We start from the raw sequence: 16,246 nt of genomic DNA, 5'->3' as shown, positions 1-16,246 counted from the left end.
AGCAATGTCATAGCCGAGTGGTACTAATAATCCGTAAAGCTTGATGCGACGCTTCCTATCCTGCAAGGGATGGGAAGCACTTGAATGCTTTTACCGCAGTACTTTCTTTATTCTTTGTTTCTTATATATGTCAACTTATTAGGTATGACATCTAGTAGGGACCAGGGCATTACTGCCCACTGGTTACTGAACACTGCATACTAAAGACTTAAGGTGGTTATGGCAACGGGGCTCACCTCTTCCCATTCCGAACAGAGAAGTTAAGCCCGTTAGCGCAGATGGTACTGCTATTTGTGGGAGAGTATGTCACCGCCTTTTTTTTAAACCCTTCATCATTCATTTGGTGAAGGGTTTTTTTATGGGATGAAGTGAAAAAAAATATTCTCGGTTTCTTCAAACTAACTTTATAAATATAGGTATAGAGTAGATAGACTAAAGTCTATAGGAAAGTCCTAAAGAGCCAAAATTATATCGAATTAACTATAATTTGCTTATTGAAGGTTGATAAACTTCAGCTCATATCAGTTTAAATAAGCCTTAGCATTATAAGTTCAAATTTATTAAGAACTGGTTCTTTTTTAGAAGGAATACAATTCGATTTTATAAGAATGTTTTAGTCAAAAATCGATTTAACAATGGTCATAATTCCTCGAAACATTAAAAATATTGCTGCTATAAGAGCAATAATCCCTACGATTAATACAGGTATATAATATGGATGATCCTGATTATTAAATGCGGTAAACAGTACTGAAGGGCCTATTAAGCTTAGGGGCAAGGCAAACGCCAGATACTTAACTCCTTTTCCTAATATTTTTTTATTAGTATGTTTCATCTTACTTTCTTAGAGTACAATATATGTAGTAGAATCGACTTCTGAAAGTCTAAAGTATCCAAAAGGATAATTTTCTGGATTGGTTTGATTCACTATATTTCCTTTAACTGTGGCGGGTTGTGACTGGAACGGGCCGCCTCCGTTATTGCCTCCCTGGGAACGAAGTATAAATAAATAATTATAAAAAGGTTCTGATATTCCTTCCATAGTAATGTGAATTTCATTTTCTGCCGCCAAATCTTCGTTAGAATATGATGAGGAAACCTGGTTGCCATCTGTGAATTCATCTTCATAAATTTCCAGGGAGAATTTAGAAGTAGTGATATTACTAAAGCTAAAAAGGTAGAAATTGTCCTCACCGGCCGGATCTGTGAAAAATACTTCAACCTCAAGGTCTTCACGTGTGAATCCGCCTTCATCATTCTGTTCAATATAGTCTATACCTGCAACAGGAACAAAACTGGAAGTAGCCGTGTAAATCTCATCATTATAGCTTATTTCCAGCGTATAATTTTCGTCAAATTCCGGAATAAAATTAGAATTTTGGTATATACCATTTTCCTGATGAGTAAAAATAAATTCTTCACCACTACCAGTTTCAATAATTACTTTAGCTTCTGTTACCGGCTCAATTCCTTCTTCGTAAAAGCCAATGGTTTCTGATAGTTTTATTTGCTGATTGTTACCCGGTGTGCCTATATACCATAGCATAGAAGCATCTATCACTAATCTTGGTTCACTTTGATCCAAATCTAAGTCTATTACTTCTTCGCAAGAAGTGAATGTAAAAAGAAGGATTATAAGTGATAAAATATATAAATTTTTCATCTTAAAAACTGAAATTATAGGTTATAGAAGGTATTATTCCGAACAGACTTAATTTAGCCGATTCGTTTCTTCCGGTATCTTCATTCTCCCTAAAACTTATAGAATTAGCATTTTTCCGGTTATAAACATTGTAAATGCCAAAATTCCAGGAAGATTGAAAGCCTTGTTTTTTATTAGGTTTCGGAATATACGTAGCAGAAAGATCGAGCCTGTGGTAGGCCGGTAATCTATTACTATTTCTATCTCCATAAACCGGAACATTTATTCCGTTAAAATCATATTGCCCTGTTGGGTAAGTGACCGGTAAACCTGTTTGAAATGCAAAATTGGCACTAAAATCCCATTTCTTATTATAATCGTAAGTGGCGGTAAGACTTATATCGTGCGTTTTATCGTAGTTAGTTGCATACCACTTTCCATTATTAATTCCGCTTTCCGCCGTAGTTCTTCCGGGAGTTTGTTGCTCAGATCTTGACAGGGTATAGGCGAGCCAACCAGTAAATCTACCTTCGTTTTTCTTTGCTAAAATTTCCAGACCATAAGCCCGGGATCTACCATTTAAAATTATAGTTTCAATATTATTATTAGCGATAAGATTTGCTCCATTAACATAATCTATCCTGTTTTGAATATCCTTATAAAAGATTTCAGTCTCCAGGCTATATTTTCCGTCATCAATATTTCGAAAATACCCCAGGGCGTATTGATCTAAAATTTGAGGTTTAATAAAGGGTCCGCTGGGGGCCCATACATCAAGAGGAGTGGGAGAGTTAGTGTTGGAGATTAAATGTAAATATTGAGCCATCCTGTTATAACTCGCTTTAACCGACTGATTTTCGCTGAAATTATAAGCTAACGCCAGCCTCGGTTCAAAGTTGGAATAGGTTTTTATAACCTCAGATCTGGAATAGGAATTCTGGTCTACAGGTTGCGCTTCTTCATAAATATCTAATGCTTCATTATAAATAATTGGGTTGTCATTTTCATATTCATTTAAACTTTCCTGGCCCAATCGTAAAAAATTACTAAATCTAAGTCCGTATTCTGCCGTAAGTTTATCTGAAATATTATGTTCTACGGAAAAGTAAGCCGCATTTTCAAGTGCATATTTATCGGTTAGTTTAAAGAAATTTATCCCAGAGTTTTCATCTATTGGAGCAATCTCTCCCGGATTAAATTCATGGTATGTACTGTGGAGACCGTACTCTAATTGAAATGTATTGTTTAAATAGTGGTTAAAATCATATTTTATATTGAGGTTCTTTATACCACTGTCCCAATTGAAGCCAACAAAATTAAGGGTTAAACCATAGTAATAATCACTATAAATAAGTGATAAATTGGTAAAAATATCATCTGAAACCACGTGATTCCATCTAAGGTTAAAGACTGAATTTCCGTAGGTATTTAAAAAGTTTTGATTGATATCAAAAACATCGCGGCCAAAATATCCGGAAAACAATAGCTTATTTTCATCATTTAACTTGTAGGTTAGTTTTGTATTGAGATCATAGAAGTAAGCAGAGTTTGGATTATCGGCCAATTTCAGGAACAAATGCGCATAAGAACTTCTACCGGCAACCAAAAAAGAACCTTTATCTTTTACAATGGGTCCCTCAGCCAGTAACCTACTTGAAATTACCCCAATTCCGCCCTGTGCTTTAAATTCTTTACTATTACCGTCACGTTGATAAATATCAAGAACAGAGGATACCCTTCCGCCATATTTAGCCGGAATTCCACCTTTATATAATTTTAAATCTTTTACAGCATCGGGATTAAACACCGAAAAGAAACCAAAAAGGTGAGAAGAATTAAAAATAGTAGCTTCATCTAATAGAATTAAGTTTTGATCTACCGCGCCACCGCGTACATTAAAGCCAGATGCGCCTTCTCCTGCATTAGAAACTCCCGGTAGGAGCAATAATGATTTTACGATATCTACTTCTCCAAAAACCACCGGTAATTTTTGAATGGTATTAATAGAAAGTTTATTAACGCTCATTTCCGGACTCTTAATATTAAAACCTTCACTATTAGACTTTATAACTACTTCGTCTAAATTTTCAGAACCTTCAGTCATTTCGGTATTAAAGGTGGTATCTTCTGCGATAGTTATTGTTTCTCTTATGGTTTGAAAACCCAGGTAAGAAATTTCAAGTGTATAAGTACCTTCCTGCAGTTTTATGGAATAGAATCCATATTCATTGGTAACCACGCCTTTTTGTTCTTCCGGAATAATAACATTTACACCTATTAATGTTTCATTACTGGACGCATTGGTAATAGTTCCTTTGAGCGTATAGGTTTCCTGAGCATTGATTCCCATTGAAATACACAGGAAAAATAATAAAAGCGGAAAGTGAAATAATATTTTCAAATTTTTTAGGTAAAGATAGTGTAGAAACTCTGTAAAATTGAAAATATACAGAAATTATTAAGATTTGTTTAAAAAGATTAAACAAAAAAATAAAATAAAAAAGCCGAAAAATTAATTTCGGCTTTTAAAAACTATTAAAATTATAAATTTATCCTAGAATATCATTCAATAATTTGCTTGGTCTCATAGCCTTAGAAGTAAGATCTTCGTCTGGTTTATAATAACCTCCAATATTTACAGAAGATCCCTGAGCATCTATTAATTCCTTATTAATTTGCTCTTCGTTTCCTTCTAATTTTGAAGCAACATTAGCAAAATGTTCTTTTAACTCGGCATCCTTATCTTGTGCGGCCAAAGCCTGTGCCCAATATAAAGCCAGGTAAAAATGACTACCGCGGTTATCCAATTCGTTTACTTTTCTGGATGGCGATTTACTATTTTCCAAGAATTTATTGGTAGCGTCGTCTAATGCTTCAGAAAGCACAAGCGCTTTTTTATTCTCATATTTTTCGCCTAAATGCTCTAAGGAAGCTGCAAGAGCAAGGAATTCTCCAAGAGAATCCCAACGCAAGTGGCCTTCTTCAAGAAACTGTTGTACGTGTTTTGGTGCAGATCCACCGGCACCGGTTTCAAATAATCCACCACCATTCATTAAAGGTACAATAGACAGCATTTTTGCACTGGTTCCTACTTCTAAAATTGGAAAAAGGTCGGTTAAATAATCTCTTAACACATTACCTGTAACAGAGATGGTGTCTTTTCCAGCTTTTACTCGTTCCAGCGTATATTTGGTAGCTTCAGCAACCGACATTATTTTAATATCTACACCTTGAGTATCATAGTCTGGAAGATATTGATTCACTTTTTTAATAAGCTCAGCATCGTGAGCACGATTTTCATCTAACCAGAAAATTGCCGGCCAACCGGTAGCTTTTGCTCTGTTTACCGCCAATTTAATCCAATCCTGGATTGGAGCATCCTTAACCTGGCACATTCTCCAGATGTCGCCTTCTTCAACTTCGTGCTCTGTCAAAGTTTTTCCACTTTTATCAATTACACGCACAGTACCGGCAGCGGGAATCTCAAAAGTTTTATCGTGAGAACCATATTCTTCGGCTTTTTGAGCCATTAAGCCCACGTTAGGAACAGTTCCCATGGTAGTAGGATCAAAGGCACCGTGCTTTTGGCAGAATTCAATAGTTTCCTGGTAAAGGGGAGCATAACTACTATCTGGAATTACCGCTTTGGTATCTTGAGTTTCGTTATTTTTATTCCACATTTGGCCCGATGTTCTAATCATAGCGGGCATAGATGCATCTATAATCACATCACTTGGTACGTGAAGGTTGGTAATTCCTTTATCAGAATTTACCATTGCTAAATCTGGTCCTTCTTCAAGATCGGCTTTTATTTTAGATTCAATTTCTGCTTTTTTATCGGCAGGAAGTTTTTCAATGGCATTTAATATATCTCCCAGTCCGCTGTTTGGATCTCCTCCTGCGTTTTTAAGCTCTTCGCCATATTCGTTGAAAACATCTTCAAAAAATACGCGTACTGCGTGACCAAAAATAATGGGGTCTGAAACCTTCATCATCGTGGCTTTCATATGTAAAGAAAAAAGCACTCCTTTTTCTTTAGCATCTTTAACCTGTTCTCTAAGAAACTGTAAAAGTGCTTTTTTACTCATTAAAGTGGCGTCAATAACCTCTCCTTTAAGCAAGTGCAAATTATCTTTTAGAACTTTTTTATCGCCATCTTTAGAAGTAAATTCAATTTTTACATCGGTTTCCTCGTTAAGGGTTAGAGATTTTTCATTGGCTTTAAAATCTCCACCATTCATTGTAGCCACATGAGATTTGGAATCTGAACTCCATTCTCCCATAGAATGCGGATGTTTTTTAGCGAAATTCTTTACCGCTTTTGGAGCTCGTCTATCTGAATTTCCTTCACGTAGCACTGGATTTACCGCACTACCTTTTACTTTATCGTAAGTAGCCTGGATTTTCTTTTCTTCATCATTTGAAGGTTCGTCTGGATAGTCTGGTAATTTATAACCTTTTTCCTGTAGCTCTTTAATGGCAGCTTTTAACTGCGGAATAGAAGCACTGATATTAGGTAACTTAATAATATTAGCTTCGGGTTTTTTAGCCAAATCACCAAGTTCGGCTAAATCATCGCTTACTTTTTGATCGTCTGAAAGGTATTGTGGAAACTGAGATAAAATTCTACCTGCCAGGGAGATATCTTTAGTTTCCATCCCAACATTTGCCGCTTTGGTATACGACTTTACAATAGGATAAAAAGAATAGGTAGCTAAAGCCGGGGCTTCATCTGTTTTGGTATAAATGATCTTTCCAATCTGTGTCATTTTGTAATTTTTATAGCTGATTAATTTTGAAATGTCTAAACTCAATGAACGCCCAATTTTCACTGGGCGTTCGAGCTCTGCGCAATATAATATTTTTCAAGCTTTTATCATAGCTGAAGCAAGGTTAAAGCCTGTTAATTATTACAAAAAGGGCATAAAAAAAGCCATTTCATCTTAATAACTAAAATGAAATGGCTTCAACTGAAATAATACGTTCTCACTGAATTTTCGAAATTCTTTAAGGGAAAAATCCCGGTGTGCATTATTTCAATGATTCAAAAATAAAAACTTAGTAAAGTGAGATTTTTGAATCTAAAGGGTTTTTATCTTTCAAACTATTTTTGACCTGGCAAAACATGAGCGTTATATAGAAGATAAAAACCGTATGTAAAGGATTTTAAGCTTTACGCGGAATTTCAATTTAATAAGAAATCCTTTTGTCATTCCCTTCAACTAAATTCCATATTAAATATACAACAAAACGACAGTAAAATAAAATTTTTAACTTTTTGTTATACAGTGAGTTGGAAGCCTATAGAATGCCGATATTTACGCATAAAAAAGCCCCGAATTTCGGGGCTTTCTATATTATTAAATTTGAAGCAGTTTACTCGGTTACTGCGCGGTAAGCATTTATTCTTCCTTTTCCAAAGAATGTGCTTTGACCGTTGCCATCAACTTTATCTGCAGTTTTTTCAATTTGTTTTGTAACTTCTTGAGGATTCATGTCACCACCATTTTTAGCGATGATTAATGCAGCAACACCAGAAACGTGTGGAGCAGCCATACTTGTACCTGCGCTCCAGAATAATGAATTATTATTACCGGTGCTAAGAATCATATCATCAAGAGCAACGTCTCCATCTCCTCCAGGGGCAGCAATGTCTACTAAAGATTTCCCGTGAGTAGTGTAACTTGAAGGAATATCAAAGTTTGTGTAATCTGCAGTCCAGTCGTAACCTTCGGGTGCAGTTGCAGAGACAGTTACCACATTATTTAATCCACCAGGTAGTTTAATATATGCTGAATTTCCATCGTAATTTACCCCATCATTACCTGCTGAAGCTATAATTGTACTTCCTTTTTTATAGGCATAATCTATAGCTTTTTGCTGAGCATTTACAATTTCCATAACATACTTAGCAGGTATTTTATAGGGATCTCCGTTTGCATCAATTAATTTTCCGTTCTTATTCAAAGTAACACCTAAACTCATATTAATAACGTCAGCCGAGTTTTCGCCTGCATAAACAATACCGGCATTAATTGAACTAAAGGCGCCACTTCCTGTAAATTCAGAAAGAACTTTAACAGCTACAAGTTCAGCGTGTGGTGCAACACCAATAAGGCCTAATCCATTTTGAGCAGCAGCAATGGTTCCTGCTACGTGAGTTCCATGATTATCAAAAGGAGTGCTCTCTAAAACATTCCAATCTTCTCCGGGTACAAATGAAGCTGAAAGTGAAGTATTTAAATTGGGTGCCAGTTCTACGTGTTCGGCATCTATACCAGAGTCAAGAACAAATACATTTGCCCCGCTACCAGTAAAACCAGCATTCCATGCATCTGGAGCGTCAATAGCCTCTAATCCCCAAAGATAATCGTAGAAATAATAAGGTTCTGTGCTTCCAATACTAGGTGTGGCTTCTGGAAGATTTGCTTCTATACCTTTAGAGGTAGGTATCCATGCTATTTCATAATCTGGCACCACAGCGTTTATGTTCTTCTTTTTCATGGTGTTCTCTATGAAGTTTACATCTTTTGAACTTACAATAGAAATTCCAATTTCAGGAATAGAACTTACGATCTCACTACCGCTTGTTTTTAGAGAATTTTCTACACTTTTAGTTAAGTCAGAAGATTCAGAAATTACCATATAATTTTTAAATGGTGGCTCCTGTAAATCAGTAGCAAGGTTTTCCTCACTTTCACTTAAATTCTCTTCTTTCTCACATGAGCTAAATACAGCCCCAAATAAGAAAACGCATACAAGCATTTTCCATAATTTAATTGTTGTTTTTTTCATAAAATATGTTTTAGTTTTTTCAAGGCCATAAATTACAAGAATAACAACTATTAACAAGAATTTAATATCATTAAATTATAATATTTAGCATTTAGGTTAAAGAAATAACGATAAATACTAAAAAGATTAGTGAAATATTAATGATAAAATTGTAGTATGCTGGTTTACTTAAAAATAATCTATAAAAAAAGCCCCGATTTATGGGGCTTTCTATAATTTGAATAAGATGTATTCTATCTTTTAGCTTCCTTAATACGGGCTTTTTTCCCGGTAAGTTCTCTAAAGTAATAAATACGAGCTCTTCTTACTTTTCCTCGTTTGTTCAATTCAATTTTTTGAATTGCAGGAAGGTTTAAAGGAAAAATTCTTTCTACTCCAACGGTTCCACTCATTTTTCTAATGGTGAAAGTTTGTGAAGCACCGCTACCTCTTTTCTGAATTACTACCCCTTTAAAAAACTGGGTACGGGTTTTTTGACCCTCTTTAATTTCGTAATACACAGTAATGGTATCACCTGCAGAAAATTCAGGTAAATCTTTTCTTTCAACGAATTCGTCTTGTACGTACTTAATTAACGATTCCATAATTTCTTATTTAATGTAAAATCTAAAACAACATTCACGGACCTCGCCAGAGGTTATTTTAGAACGAGTGCAAAAGTATTAATTTTAATTTATAATGCAACTTAGAAATTGCAATTATTTTTCTGTTTCATCCAAAAGATCAGGCCTTAAGCGTTTGGTACGCTCCCAGGCTTTTTCTTCCCGCCAGGCTTCTATCTTAGGAAAATTCCCCGAGGTTAATATCTCCGGAACTTTCCATCCTTTATATTCAGCAGGTCTTGTATAAACCGGTGGTGCCAGTAAATTATCCTGAAAAGAGTCAGTTAACGCTGAAGTTTCATTACCCAAAACTCCGGGAATTAATCTTATAATAGCATCACAAACCACGGCAGCACCAAGTTCCCCGCCAGAAAGTACATAATCGCCTATAGAAATTTCTTTGGTAATAAAATGGTCGCGTACTCTTTGATCTACTCCTTTATAATGTCCGCAGAGAATAATGATGTTTTCCTTAAGGGAAAGTGCATTCGCCGTTTTTTGATTAAAACGATCGCCATCCGGGCTCATATAGATTACTTCATCATAATCCCGCTGATTTTTAAGATTAGAAATACACTTATCTATAGGCTCTACCATCATTACCATCCCGGCACCTCCGCCAAATTGATAATCATCAATCTGTTTGTAATTATCGGCTACATAATCTCGTAAATTATGAAGATGAATTTCTACATGACCGCTTTCTATAGCTCTTTTTAAAATAGAAGCCTCAAAAGGGCTTTTAAGTAAATCTGGAACAACGGTAATTATATCTATGCGCATATTTTCTAATAAAATGCAAAGATGCTAATTAAAATTTTAGGTGAAGAAAATTAATCTTTGGCTTTATTCTTTTCATCCTGAAGCATGCGGCCTAAGCGCTGTTCTTTTTCTAAAGCTTTCGCGCGGTATAGGTCAAATTCTTTTTCGGTTTCATCTAACCTATGCTTTGCTTCTTTAGTAGTAGCATTAGAATTTTTAAACTTATAGATAAAGAAAAGTAGTGCGAGAATTAAGACTCCTACAATTCCCCACATCAAGGCCATATAACTTCCTTTGCTAAAGGGCATCCCAAGAAATTTAATAGCATCTTTTTCTTCGTTTACACGCTGAAGATCTTCCTGGGTTTGGGCTAATTGATTTTCAAGATTTTCAATTTCTTCATTTTGATTGGAAATTGTGCTTTGCTCTTCCTGAAGCTCATTTTTTAAATCCTGAACGTGGCGTTTTGTATTGTCTCGTAATTCAATTAAAGCATCATAATCTACTACTTTGTAGCCCTGGTAGTTGTTTGAAGATTCAATAAGGTTGTCAAATTCGTCTTCAATAAAATTAGAAGTAGCCAGGGAATCCTGAGCCGATAAAAAACTGATTGAAAATATTAAAAGTAAACTTGAAAAAATAATATTACGCATCATTTAGGATTTTTCTGGTTGGAATTTATATGCTTGAACGCCTTCTTTTTTTACTTATTGTAAAAGAATTGGTTAATTTGAATCTAATTTTTATAAATTCCTTTAAATTAATTATTTGAGCGCGCAAATGTAAAGTATTCCCAATAAAAAACCCACCAAATTTAGGTGGGTTTTCAGGTATTTTAGCTTATTATAAAATATTAATAATAAGTAAACCTTCTCACTTTCGCGATATACTTTGCCAGCCTTATTAATTGGTGGCTGTACCCATATTCGTTATCATACCAGATATAAAGAATTACCTTTTTACCATCTTCAGAGACTATTGTCGCCTTACTATCATAAATAGCCGGGGCGTTAGAGCCAACAATGTCTGATGATACTAATTCATTATCCAGGGAATATTTAATTTGTTCTACAAGTTCACCTTCAAGGGCGTATTTCTTTAAAATATTATTTACGCCTTCAACAGTGGTTTGACCATCAATTTCCAGATTTAGAATCGCAAGTGACCCATTGGGAACAGGAACCCTAATTGCGTTAGAAGTAAGTTTACCTTCAAACACAGGTAAAGCTTTGGCTACGGCTTTTCCGGCACCGGTTTCGGTAATCACCATATTAAGGGCAGCAGCACGACCTCTTCGGTATTTGCTGTGCATATTATCTACCAGGTTCTGGTCGTTAGTGTAGGCGTGAATAGTTTCTAAATGTCCGTGCACCACACCAAGTGTCTCCTGAACGGCTTTTAACACAGGGGTGATTGCATTCGTAGTACATGAAGCTGCAGAAAATATCGAAATTTTATCAGGATTATATTCTTTATGATTTACACCATGAACAATATTGGGAATGCCTTTCCCGGGAGCAGAAAGTAAAACCTTTGCCGCTCCTTTCGCTTTAAGGTGTCTGCTTAGTGCTTCTTTGTCTCTAAACGCACCGGTGTTATCTATAATTAAAGCTTTATTTATTCCGAATTTTGTATAGTCAATATCCTCCGGTTTATCTGCGGAAATTATCTTAACGGTAGTGCCGTTTATAATAAGTGTGCTATTTTCTTCGTCTATACCAACAGTTCCAGAAAAATCACCGTGAACTGAATCATTTTTTAATAAAGAAGCACGTTTTTCTAAAACATTCCTATCTACAGCACCTCGAGTAACGATAGCTCGCAAACGCAACTGACTGCCCTTACCGGTTCTGGCCATTAATTCTCTGGCTACTAAGCGACCAATACGCCCAAAACCGTAAAGCACAACATCCTTAGGAACAACTTTATCATATTTTTTTGCATCTTTCAGTTTATCTGAAACAAAAGCCATAGCATTAAGATGTCCCTGGTCTTCTAAATGATACTCATAGGTTAATTTCCCAATGTCCAGTTTTGCAGGTGGCAGATCCATATCCTGGATTGCTTTTGCTATTTCTACCGTATCAAATATTGAGATTGGTTTTTCTACAAATTCCCCGGCATATTCGTGTAGATTTAGAATATCGCTTACATTTCGGTTAAGTAATTGATTTCTGAATAAGACCAGCTCAATAGATTTATCGTACCAAAGATCACTTATAATATTAATAAATTGTACGGTCGCTTTGCGCCGGTTTGCCTGAAAAGAAAGTTCCTTTTCGTAAACTTTGTTGAAGCTCATGTGTGGTTTGTGTTGTTTTCCCTCTTTGAGGGTTTAATTTTGCCGAGCCTTAGCTCGAAATTATAAAATAGTTTCTATCTCAAACCTCGTGGACTTCCCCAAGGTTCTTAATTATTGGCGCAAAAGTATATATTTCAAACGTTTTCGTAAAGAAAATTTTGCATAAAAAACTCCCTTTAATTAAGGGAGTTTTAGAAGATTTATTCTTTGCTTTCTATCGCCAAACCATTCGCTGTTTTTCGCCATTTCTATCAACTATGGTAATCACAATATCTTCAGCAAGATTTTTATTTCTAAAGATTCGTTCAACATCACTTACGCTAGCTACCTCTTTATTATCTATTGCGGTAATAATGGTTCCTACCAATTCTTCCGCAGGTAATCTAGGGGAAAGGGTACGGTGAATTCTTACGCCATTTTCAACATTCAATTCCTGTAATTCTTCCTTACTGGCATTAGAAACTTCTATTTTTATAGGTTCTATAGTGTAGGTTTCAAATTTTGTAAGGGTTACCTTAGCTTCTCTTTTCTTGCCATCTCTAATAAATAGTACATCAATTTCATCGTTAGGACGCTTTGAATTAATATATCCAGTTAGATCAGAAAATTTATTAATGTCTATATTATCTAATTTTCTAATTATATCCCCTTGTTTAAGTCCGGCTTTTTCTGCACCGCTTCCCTCGGTTACTTCAGCCACCATAACTCCCTGGGTAGTTTCAAGTCCTAATTCTTCTACCGCCCGTGGGTTAATATTTCCACCTCTAATTCCTAAAATTCCTTTTTGCACATCACCATACTCCATAATATCTTCTACGATTTTACGGGTATTATTAGAGGGTACGGCAAATGCATAACCTATATAACTTCCGGTTTGGGAAGTAATGGCAGTATTAATTCCAACCAGTTCGCCATTAATATTCACTAAAGCGCCTCCACTGTTACCTGGATTAATCGCGGCATCCGTTTGTATAAAAGATTGCGAAGTAAGATCGCGTGTATTTAAATCTCTTGCGGTAGCACTAATAATTCCAGCGGTTACGGTAGATTTAAGGTTAAAAGGATTTCCAACTGCAAGCACCCATTCTCCCAATTTTACATTGTTAGAATCGCCAAACGGAATATAATCCAGGCCTTCAGCATCAATTTTTAATAGAGCGATATCTGAACTTTCATCGGCTCCAACAATTTCTGCAGTATAGGTTTTGTTATTGTTCAAGGTAACTTCAACCTCATTGGCTTCTCTAATTACGTGGTTGTTGGTTACAATATAACCATCTGGAGAAATAATAACTCCAGAGCCGGCTCCCTGCAGTGCTTTTCCGCCACTATAATTCCCCTGAATTAGATCTCTCATAGTACGCGGACCTTTAAAAACAGCTACGTTTTTAACGTGTACCACTCCGTTAACGGTATTTTCTGCTGCTTCAGTAAAATCGGCATTGGTGCCGTAGATATTTCCTGAGTAATTTGCAGGAATTAATTCGGCTGTAGTATTAAAAACCGGGGGTAAACCTGTGGGCGTTTCTTCTTCAAAAAACATTTTATAGCTCCCTAAAGTCAACGTGCCTCCTAAAATAGAAACGAGAAGTAGTTTAGATAAATTTTTCATTTTCAATCTTGTTTTTATATAATTCAACTTTAAAATTATAATATTAGTATTTTCAGTTTTTAACTTTAACGGCCATTTAACACGGCCTAAAATCGTGTTATTTATAGTATCTTTGTTGCCCTTAAAATTCACGTAATGAAAATTCCATTTTATAAATATCAGGGCACCGGGAACGATTTTGTGATGATTGACAACCGTAAACAACTGTTATCCAAAAACAATACCAAAATAATAAAAATGCTGTGCGACCGTAAATTTGGCATTGGGGGTGACGGACTTATACTTTTGGAAAATCCTGACATAGATGGTGACGATTTTAAAATGGTATATTTTAATGCCGATGGTAATGAAAGCAGTATGTGCGGTAATGGGGGACGTTGTCTGGTAGCCTTTGCGAAATTTCTTGGAATAATAGAAAATGCAGCTACTTTTACGGCAATAGATGGTCCGCATAAAGCGACGATTAGCGACCACCAGGTTAGTTTACAAATGCAGAATGTTGCAGAGATAAAACAACTGGGAAATAGTGCTTTTCTTGATACTGGTTCTCCACATCACATAATTTTCACCAAAAATGTCGCCGATCTTGATGTGAAAAAAGAAGGCGCTGTAATTAGATATTCAGATGAATATGTAGCCAATGGCGGTACCAATGTGAATTTTGTAGATATGCAGGAAGATAATACCTTTTTAGTTAGAACATACGAAAGGGGAGTGGAAGACGAAACGCTTTCTTGCGGTACAGGGGTTACTGCAGTTGCGCTGGCGGCGCACGCTTCTGGAAAGGCAAATAAGAATACGGTAAAGCTAATTGTTCCCGGGGGCGAATTATCGGTTTCCTTCAGTAAAGAAAACGAAACTTATACAAATGTGTGGTTAACCGGCCCGGCAGAGCAGGTTTTTAAAGGAGAAATAGTATGCCAGGCTTAAGAGGAAATAAGGTTTATTTACGTGCTTTGGAACCCGAGGATCTCGATTTTGTTCATACTGTGGAGAATATAGAAGAGTTTTGGGAAGTAAGTGCCACCCAAACCCCTTATTCACGGTTTCTTATTAAGCAATACCTGGAAAACGCGCATCGCGACATTTACGATATTAAACAATTGCGCTTGGTGATTTGTGATCTTCAGGATAATGAAGTTGGTCTAATAGATATTTTTGACTTTGAGCCAAAAGACCGAAGGGCAGCTTTGGGAATCTTAATTGCCGATCCCTCTGAACGCGGAAAAGGATATGGTGCTGAAGCTCTAAAATTACTTTGCAATTACTGTTTTACCCATCTCGCCATGCACCAGGTTTATGCAAATATCACCGAAGGAAACGAAACCAGCGTAAAACTTTTTGAAAACCTGGGTTTCCAAAGAGTTGGTATAAAAAAAGACTGGACTTATTCTGAAGGCGGTTTTAAAGATGAAATTCTCTATCAATTGATCAATAAATAATGTACATCAAAAAAATTCTACTGGCTATTGCCATTCTTGGGCTTATAGGCCTTTCTGTTTTTAGCTATTATATTTATACCAGTATTTTTTCTGGAAACACCAGTTTTACGGGAGAGAAAAAGATAGTTTATGTGCCTACGGGTGCAGACTATCAAACCGTGATAGATAGCCTTCAGCCTTACGTGGAAGATATGGAATCATTTGACCTTGTTGCCCGAAAAAAGGGTTATGCATCAAATATCAGGGCCGGGAGATACGCTATTAAACCCGGGATGAATAATAATGAATTGGTAAATGCTTTGCGAAGCGGAAATTTACCGGTAAAAATTACCTTTAATAACCAGGAGAGACTGGAAAATCTTGCCGGAAGGGTTGCCCAGCAAATTGAAGCCGATAGTGCAGCTTTAATTAAAGCTTTTAAGGATAAAGAATTCTTAGCTGAAAATGATTTTACTGAAGCTAATGCCTTAGCAATGTATATTCCTAACCAATATGAATTTTACTGGAATACTTCAGCTGAAGAATTTAGAGAGCGAATGAAGCGGGAATACGATCGCTTCTGGACCGATGAAAAGAAGCAAAAAGCCGAAGAAATAGGCTTGAACCCTAAAGAGGTTTCCACACTGGCTTCAATAGTTCACAAAGAAACTGCCAAAGTAGACGAACGCCCAAAAGTAGCGGGAGTTTATATGAACCGGTATAAAAACGGTTGGAAATTAGATGCCGATCCTACAGTGATCTACGCATTGAAAAATAAAACGCAAAAATGGGATACCATTATTAAAAGAGTGCTTTATAAAGATCTGGAATTAGATTCTCCTTATAATACCTATATATACAAAGAGTTACCACCGGGACCTATTTTTATGCCAGATATTTCTGCTATAAACGCCGTGCTTAATTATGAAGATCACGATTACTTCTATTTTGTAGCCGATGTTAAAAATTTTGGCTATCATAAATTCGCCAAAAATTTAGCTCAGCACAATCGAAATAAGCAGGAATATGTGCGTTGGATTAACAAACAAGGTGTAAAAAGATAAAAATAATTTTTACTCAAAATTATTAAGAAAGTTCTAACGCCTTAGC

At 36.0% G+C, this 16,246-nt stretch carries 13 protein-coding genes and 1 rRNA gene; 4 read left to right on the top strand and 10 right to left on the bottom strand.

What is annotated here, in order from left to right; genetic code table 11:
* Positions 1-209 precede the first annotated feature (209 nt).
* Positions 210-318: ribosomal RNA gene (gene rrf, locus BM084_RS06475) — 5S ribosomal RNA — on the top strand.
* Between the two features lie 295 nt (positions 319-613).
* On the opposite strand, the gene BM084_RS06470 is transcribed toward rrf, so the two are convergent.
* From BM084_RS06470 to BM084_RS06425, 10 genes are all read right to left on the bottom strand, one after another.
* Positions 614-835, bottom strand: a complete 222-nt coding sequence (locus tag BM084_RS06470) for a DUF6095 family protein (RefSeq protein WP_075327581.1) — start codon at positions 833-835, stop codon at positions 614-616.
* Positions 836-844: 9 nt separating this feature from the next.
* Positions 845-1,663, bottom strand: coding sequence for a DUF4249 domain-containing protein (locus tag BM084_RS06465; RefSeq protein WP_093303742.1), 819 nt, complete (start codon positions 1,661-1,663; stop codon positions 845-847).
* A 1-nt stretch (position 1,664) separates the two neighbouring features.
* The gene (locus BM084_RS06460; RefSeq protein ID WP_093303739.1) at positions 1,665-3,992 is read right to left on the bottom strand and encodes a TonB-dependent receptor; all 2,328 of its coding nucleotides are present in this window, start codon (positions 3,990-3,992) and stop codon (positions 1,665-1,667) included.
* A gap of 199 nt (positions 3,993-4,191) precedes the next feature.
* Positions 4,192-6,411: an NADP-dependent isocitrate dehydrogenase gene (locus tag BM084_RS06455; protein WP_093303736.1), complete on the bottom strand. Its 2,220-nt coding sequence runs from the start codon at positions 6,409-6,411 to the stop codon at positions 4,192-4,194.
* A gap of 607 nt (positions 6,412-7,018) precedes the next feature.
* Entirely contained in the window at positions 7,019-8,437 is a 1,419-nt protein-coding gene (locus BM084_RS06450; protein ID WP_075328014.1) for a S8 family peptidase, read from the bottom strand.
* Positions 8,438-8,670: 233 nt separating this feature from the next.
* Positions 8,671-9,021 (bottom strand): 50S ribosomal protein L19, encoded by a 351-nt coding sequence (gene rplS / locus BM084_RS06445; RefSeq protein WP_037319936.1) that lies wholly within the window; start codon positions 9,019-9,021, stop codon positions 8,671-8,673.
* A 114-nt stretch (positions 9,022-9,135) separates the two neighbouring features.
* Positions 9,136-9,822, bottom strand: coding sequence for a tRNA (guanosine(37)-N1)-methyltransferase TrmD (gene trmD, locus BM084_RS06440; protein ID WP_093303734.1), 687 nt, complete (start codon positions 9,820-9,822; stop codon positions 9,136-9,138).
* A 50-nt stretch (positions 9,823-9,872) separates the two neighbouring features.
* Positions 9,873-10,457, bottom strand: a complete 585-nt coding sequence (locus tag BM084_RS06435; RefSeq protein ID WP_232228859.1) for a hypothetical protein — start codon at positions 10,455-10,457, stop codon at positions 9,873-9,875.
* Between the two features lie 197 nt (positions 10,458-10,654).
* Complete coding sequence (locus tag BM084_RS06430; protein ID WP_093303731.1) at positions 10,655-12,103, bottom strand: glyceraldehyde-3-phosphate dehydrogenase; 1,449 nt, start codon at positions 12,101-12,103, stop codon at positions 10,655-10,657.
* A 214-nt stretch (positions 12,104-12,317) separates the two neighbouring features.
* Positions 12,318-13,715 carry a S1C family serine protease gene (locus BM084_RS06425; protein WP_093303764.1) on the bottom strand — a complete coding sequence of 466 codons (1,398 nt, stop codon included), beginning with the start codon at positions 13,713-13,715 and terminating at the stop codon, positions 12,318-12,320.
* Positions 13,716-13,850: 135 nt separating this feature from the next.
* Between BM084_RS06425 and dapF the strand changes: the two genes are divergently transcribed.
* Genes dapF through mltG form a run of 3 tightly spaced genes read left to right on the top strand, consistent with a single transcriptional unit; the run spans position 13,851 to position 16,200 of the window.
* Positions 13,851-14,645, top strand: a complete 795-nt coding sequence (gene dapF, locus BM084_RS06420; protein WP_075327575.1) for a diaminopimelate epimerase — start codon at positions 13,851-13,853, stop codon at positions 14,643-14,645.
* Entirely contained in the window at positions 14,633-15,157 is a 525-nt protein-coding gene (locus BM084_RS06415; RefSeq protein WP_075327574.1) for a GNAT family N-acetyltransferase, read from the top strand. The genes dapF and BM084_RS06415 overlap by 13 nt, the downstream gene beginning before the upstream one ends.
* Entirely contained in the window at positions 15,157-16,200 is a 1,044-nt protein-coding gene (gene mltG / locus BM084_RS06410) for an endolytic transglycosylase MltG (RefSeq protein ID WP_075327573.1), read from the top strand. The genes BM084_RS06415 and mltG overlap by 1 nt, the downstream gene beginning before the upstream one ends.
* Positions 16,201-16,246: the final 46 nt, after the last annotated feature.

Origin of the sequence: Salegentibacter agarivorans (assembly GCF_900113135.1) — a bacterium.
In the GTDB taxonomy this organism is placed as follows: Bacteria; Bacteroidota; Bacteroidia; order Flavobacteriales; family Flavobacteriaceae; genus Salegentibacter; species Salegentibacter agarivorans.
This window is presented reverse-complemented; position numbering and strand designations above follow the sequence as displayed.

Excerpts from the sequence above, each read along its gene's own strand:
- dapF (WP_075327575.1), top strand. The coding sequence starts at position 13,851 with ATGAAAATTCCATTTTATAAATATCAGGGCACCGGGAACGATTTTGTG.
- BM084_RS06435 (WP_232228859.1), bottom strand. The coding sequence starts at position 10,457 with ATGATGCGTAATATTATTTTTTCAAGTTTACTTTTAATATTTTCAATC.
- BM084_RS06425 (WP_093303764.1), bottom strand. The coding sequence starts at position 13,715 with ATGAAAAATTTATCTAAACTACTTCTCGTTTCTATTTTAGGAGGCACG.
- BM084_RS06460 (WP_093303739.1), bottom strand. The coding sequence starts at position 3,992 with ATGGGAATCAATGCTCAGGAAACCTATACGCTCAAAGGAACTATTACC.
- rplS (WP_037319936.1), bottom strand. The coding sequence starts at position 9,021 with ATGGAATCGTTAATTAAGTACGTACAAGACGAATTCGTTGAAAGAAAA.
- trmD (WP_093303734.1), bottom strand. The coding sequence starts at position 9,822 with ATGCGCATAGATATAATTACCGTTGTTCCAGATTTACTTAAAAGCCCT.
- BM084_RS06470 (WP_075327581.1), bottom strand. The coding sequence starts at position 835 with ATGAAACATACTAATAAAAAAATATTAGGAAAAGGAGTTAAGTATCTG.
- BM084_RS06430 (WP_093303731.1), bottom strand. The coding sequence starts at position 12,103 with ATGAGCTTCAACAAAGTTTACGAAAAGGAACTTTCTTTTCAGGCAAAC.
- BM084_RS06465 (WP_093303742.1), bottom strand. The coding sequence starts at position 1,663 with ATGAAAAATTTATATATTTTATCACTTATAATCCTTCTTTTTACATTC.
- BM084_RS06415 (WP_075327574.1), top strand. The coding sequence starts at position 14,633 with ATGCCAGGCTTAAGAGGAAATAAGGTTTATTTACGTGCTTTGGAACCC.
- mltG (WP_075327573.1), top strand. The coding sequence starts at position 15,157 with ATGTACATCAAAAAAATTCTACTGGCTATTGCCATTCTTGGGCTTATA.
- BM084_RS06450 (WP_075328014.1), bottom strand. The coding sequence starts at position 8,437 with ATGAAAAAAACAACAATTAAATTATGGAAAATGCTTGTATGCGTTTTC.
- BM084_RS06455 (WP_093303736.1), bottom strand. The coding sequence starts at position 6,411 with ATGACACAGATTGGAAAGATCATTTATACCAAAACAGATGAAGCCCCG.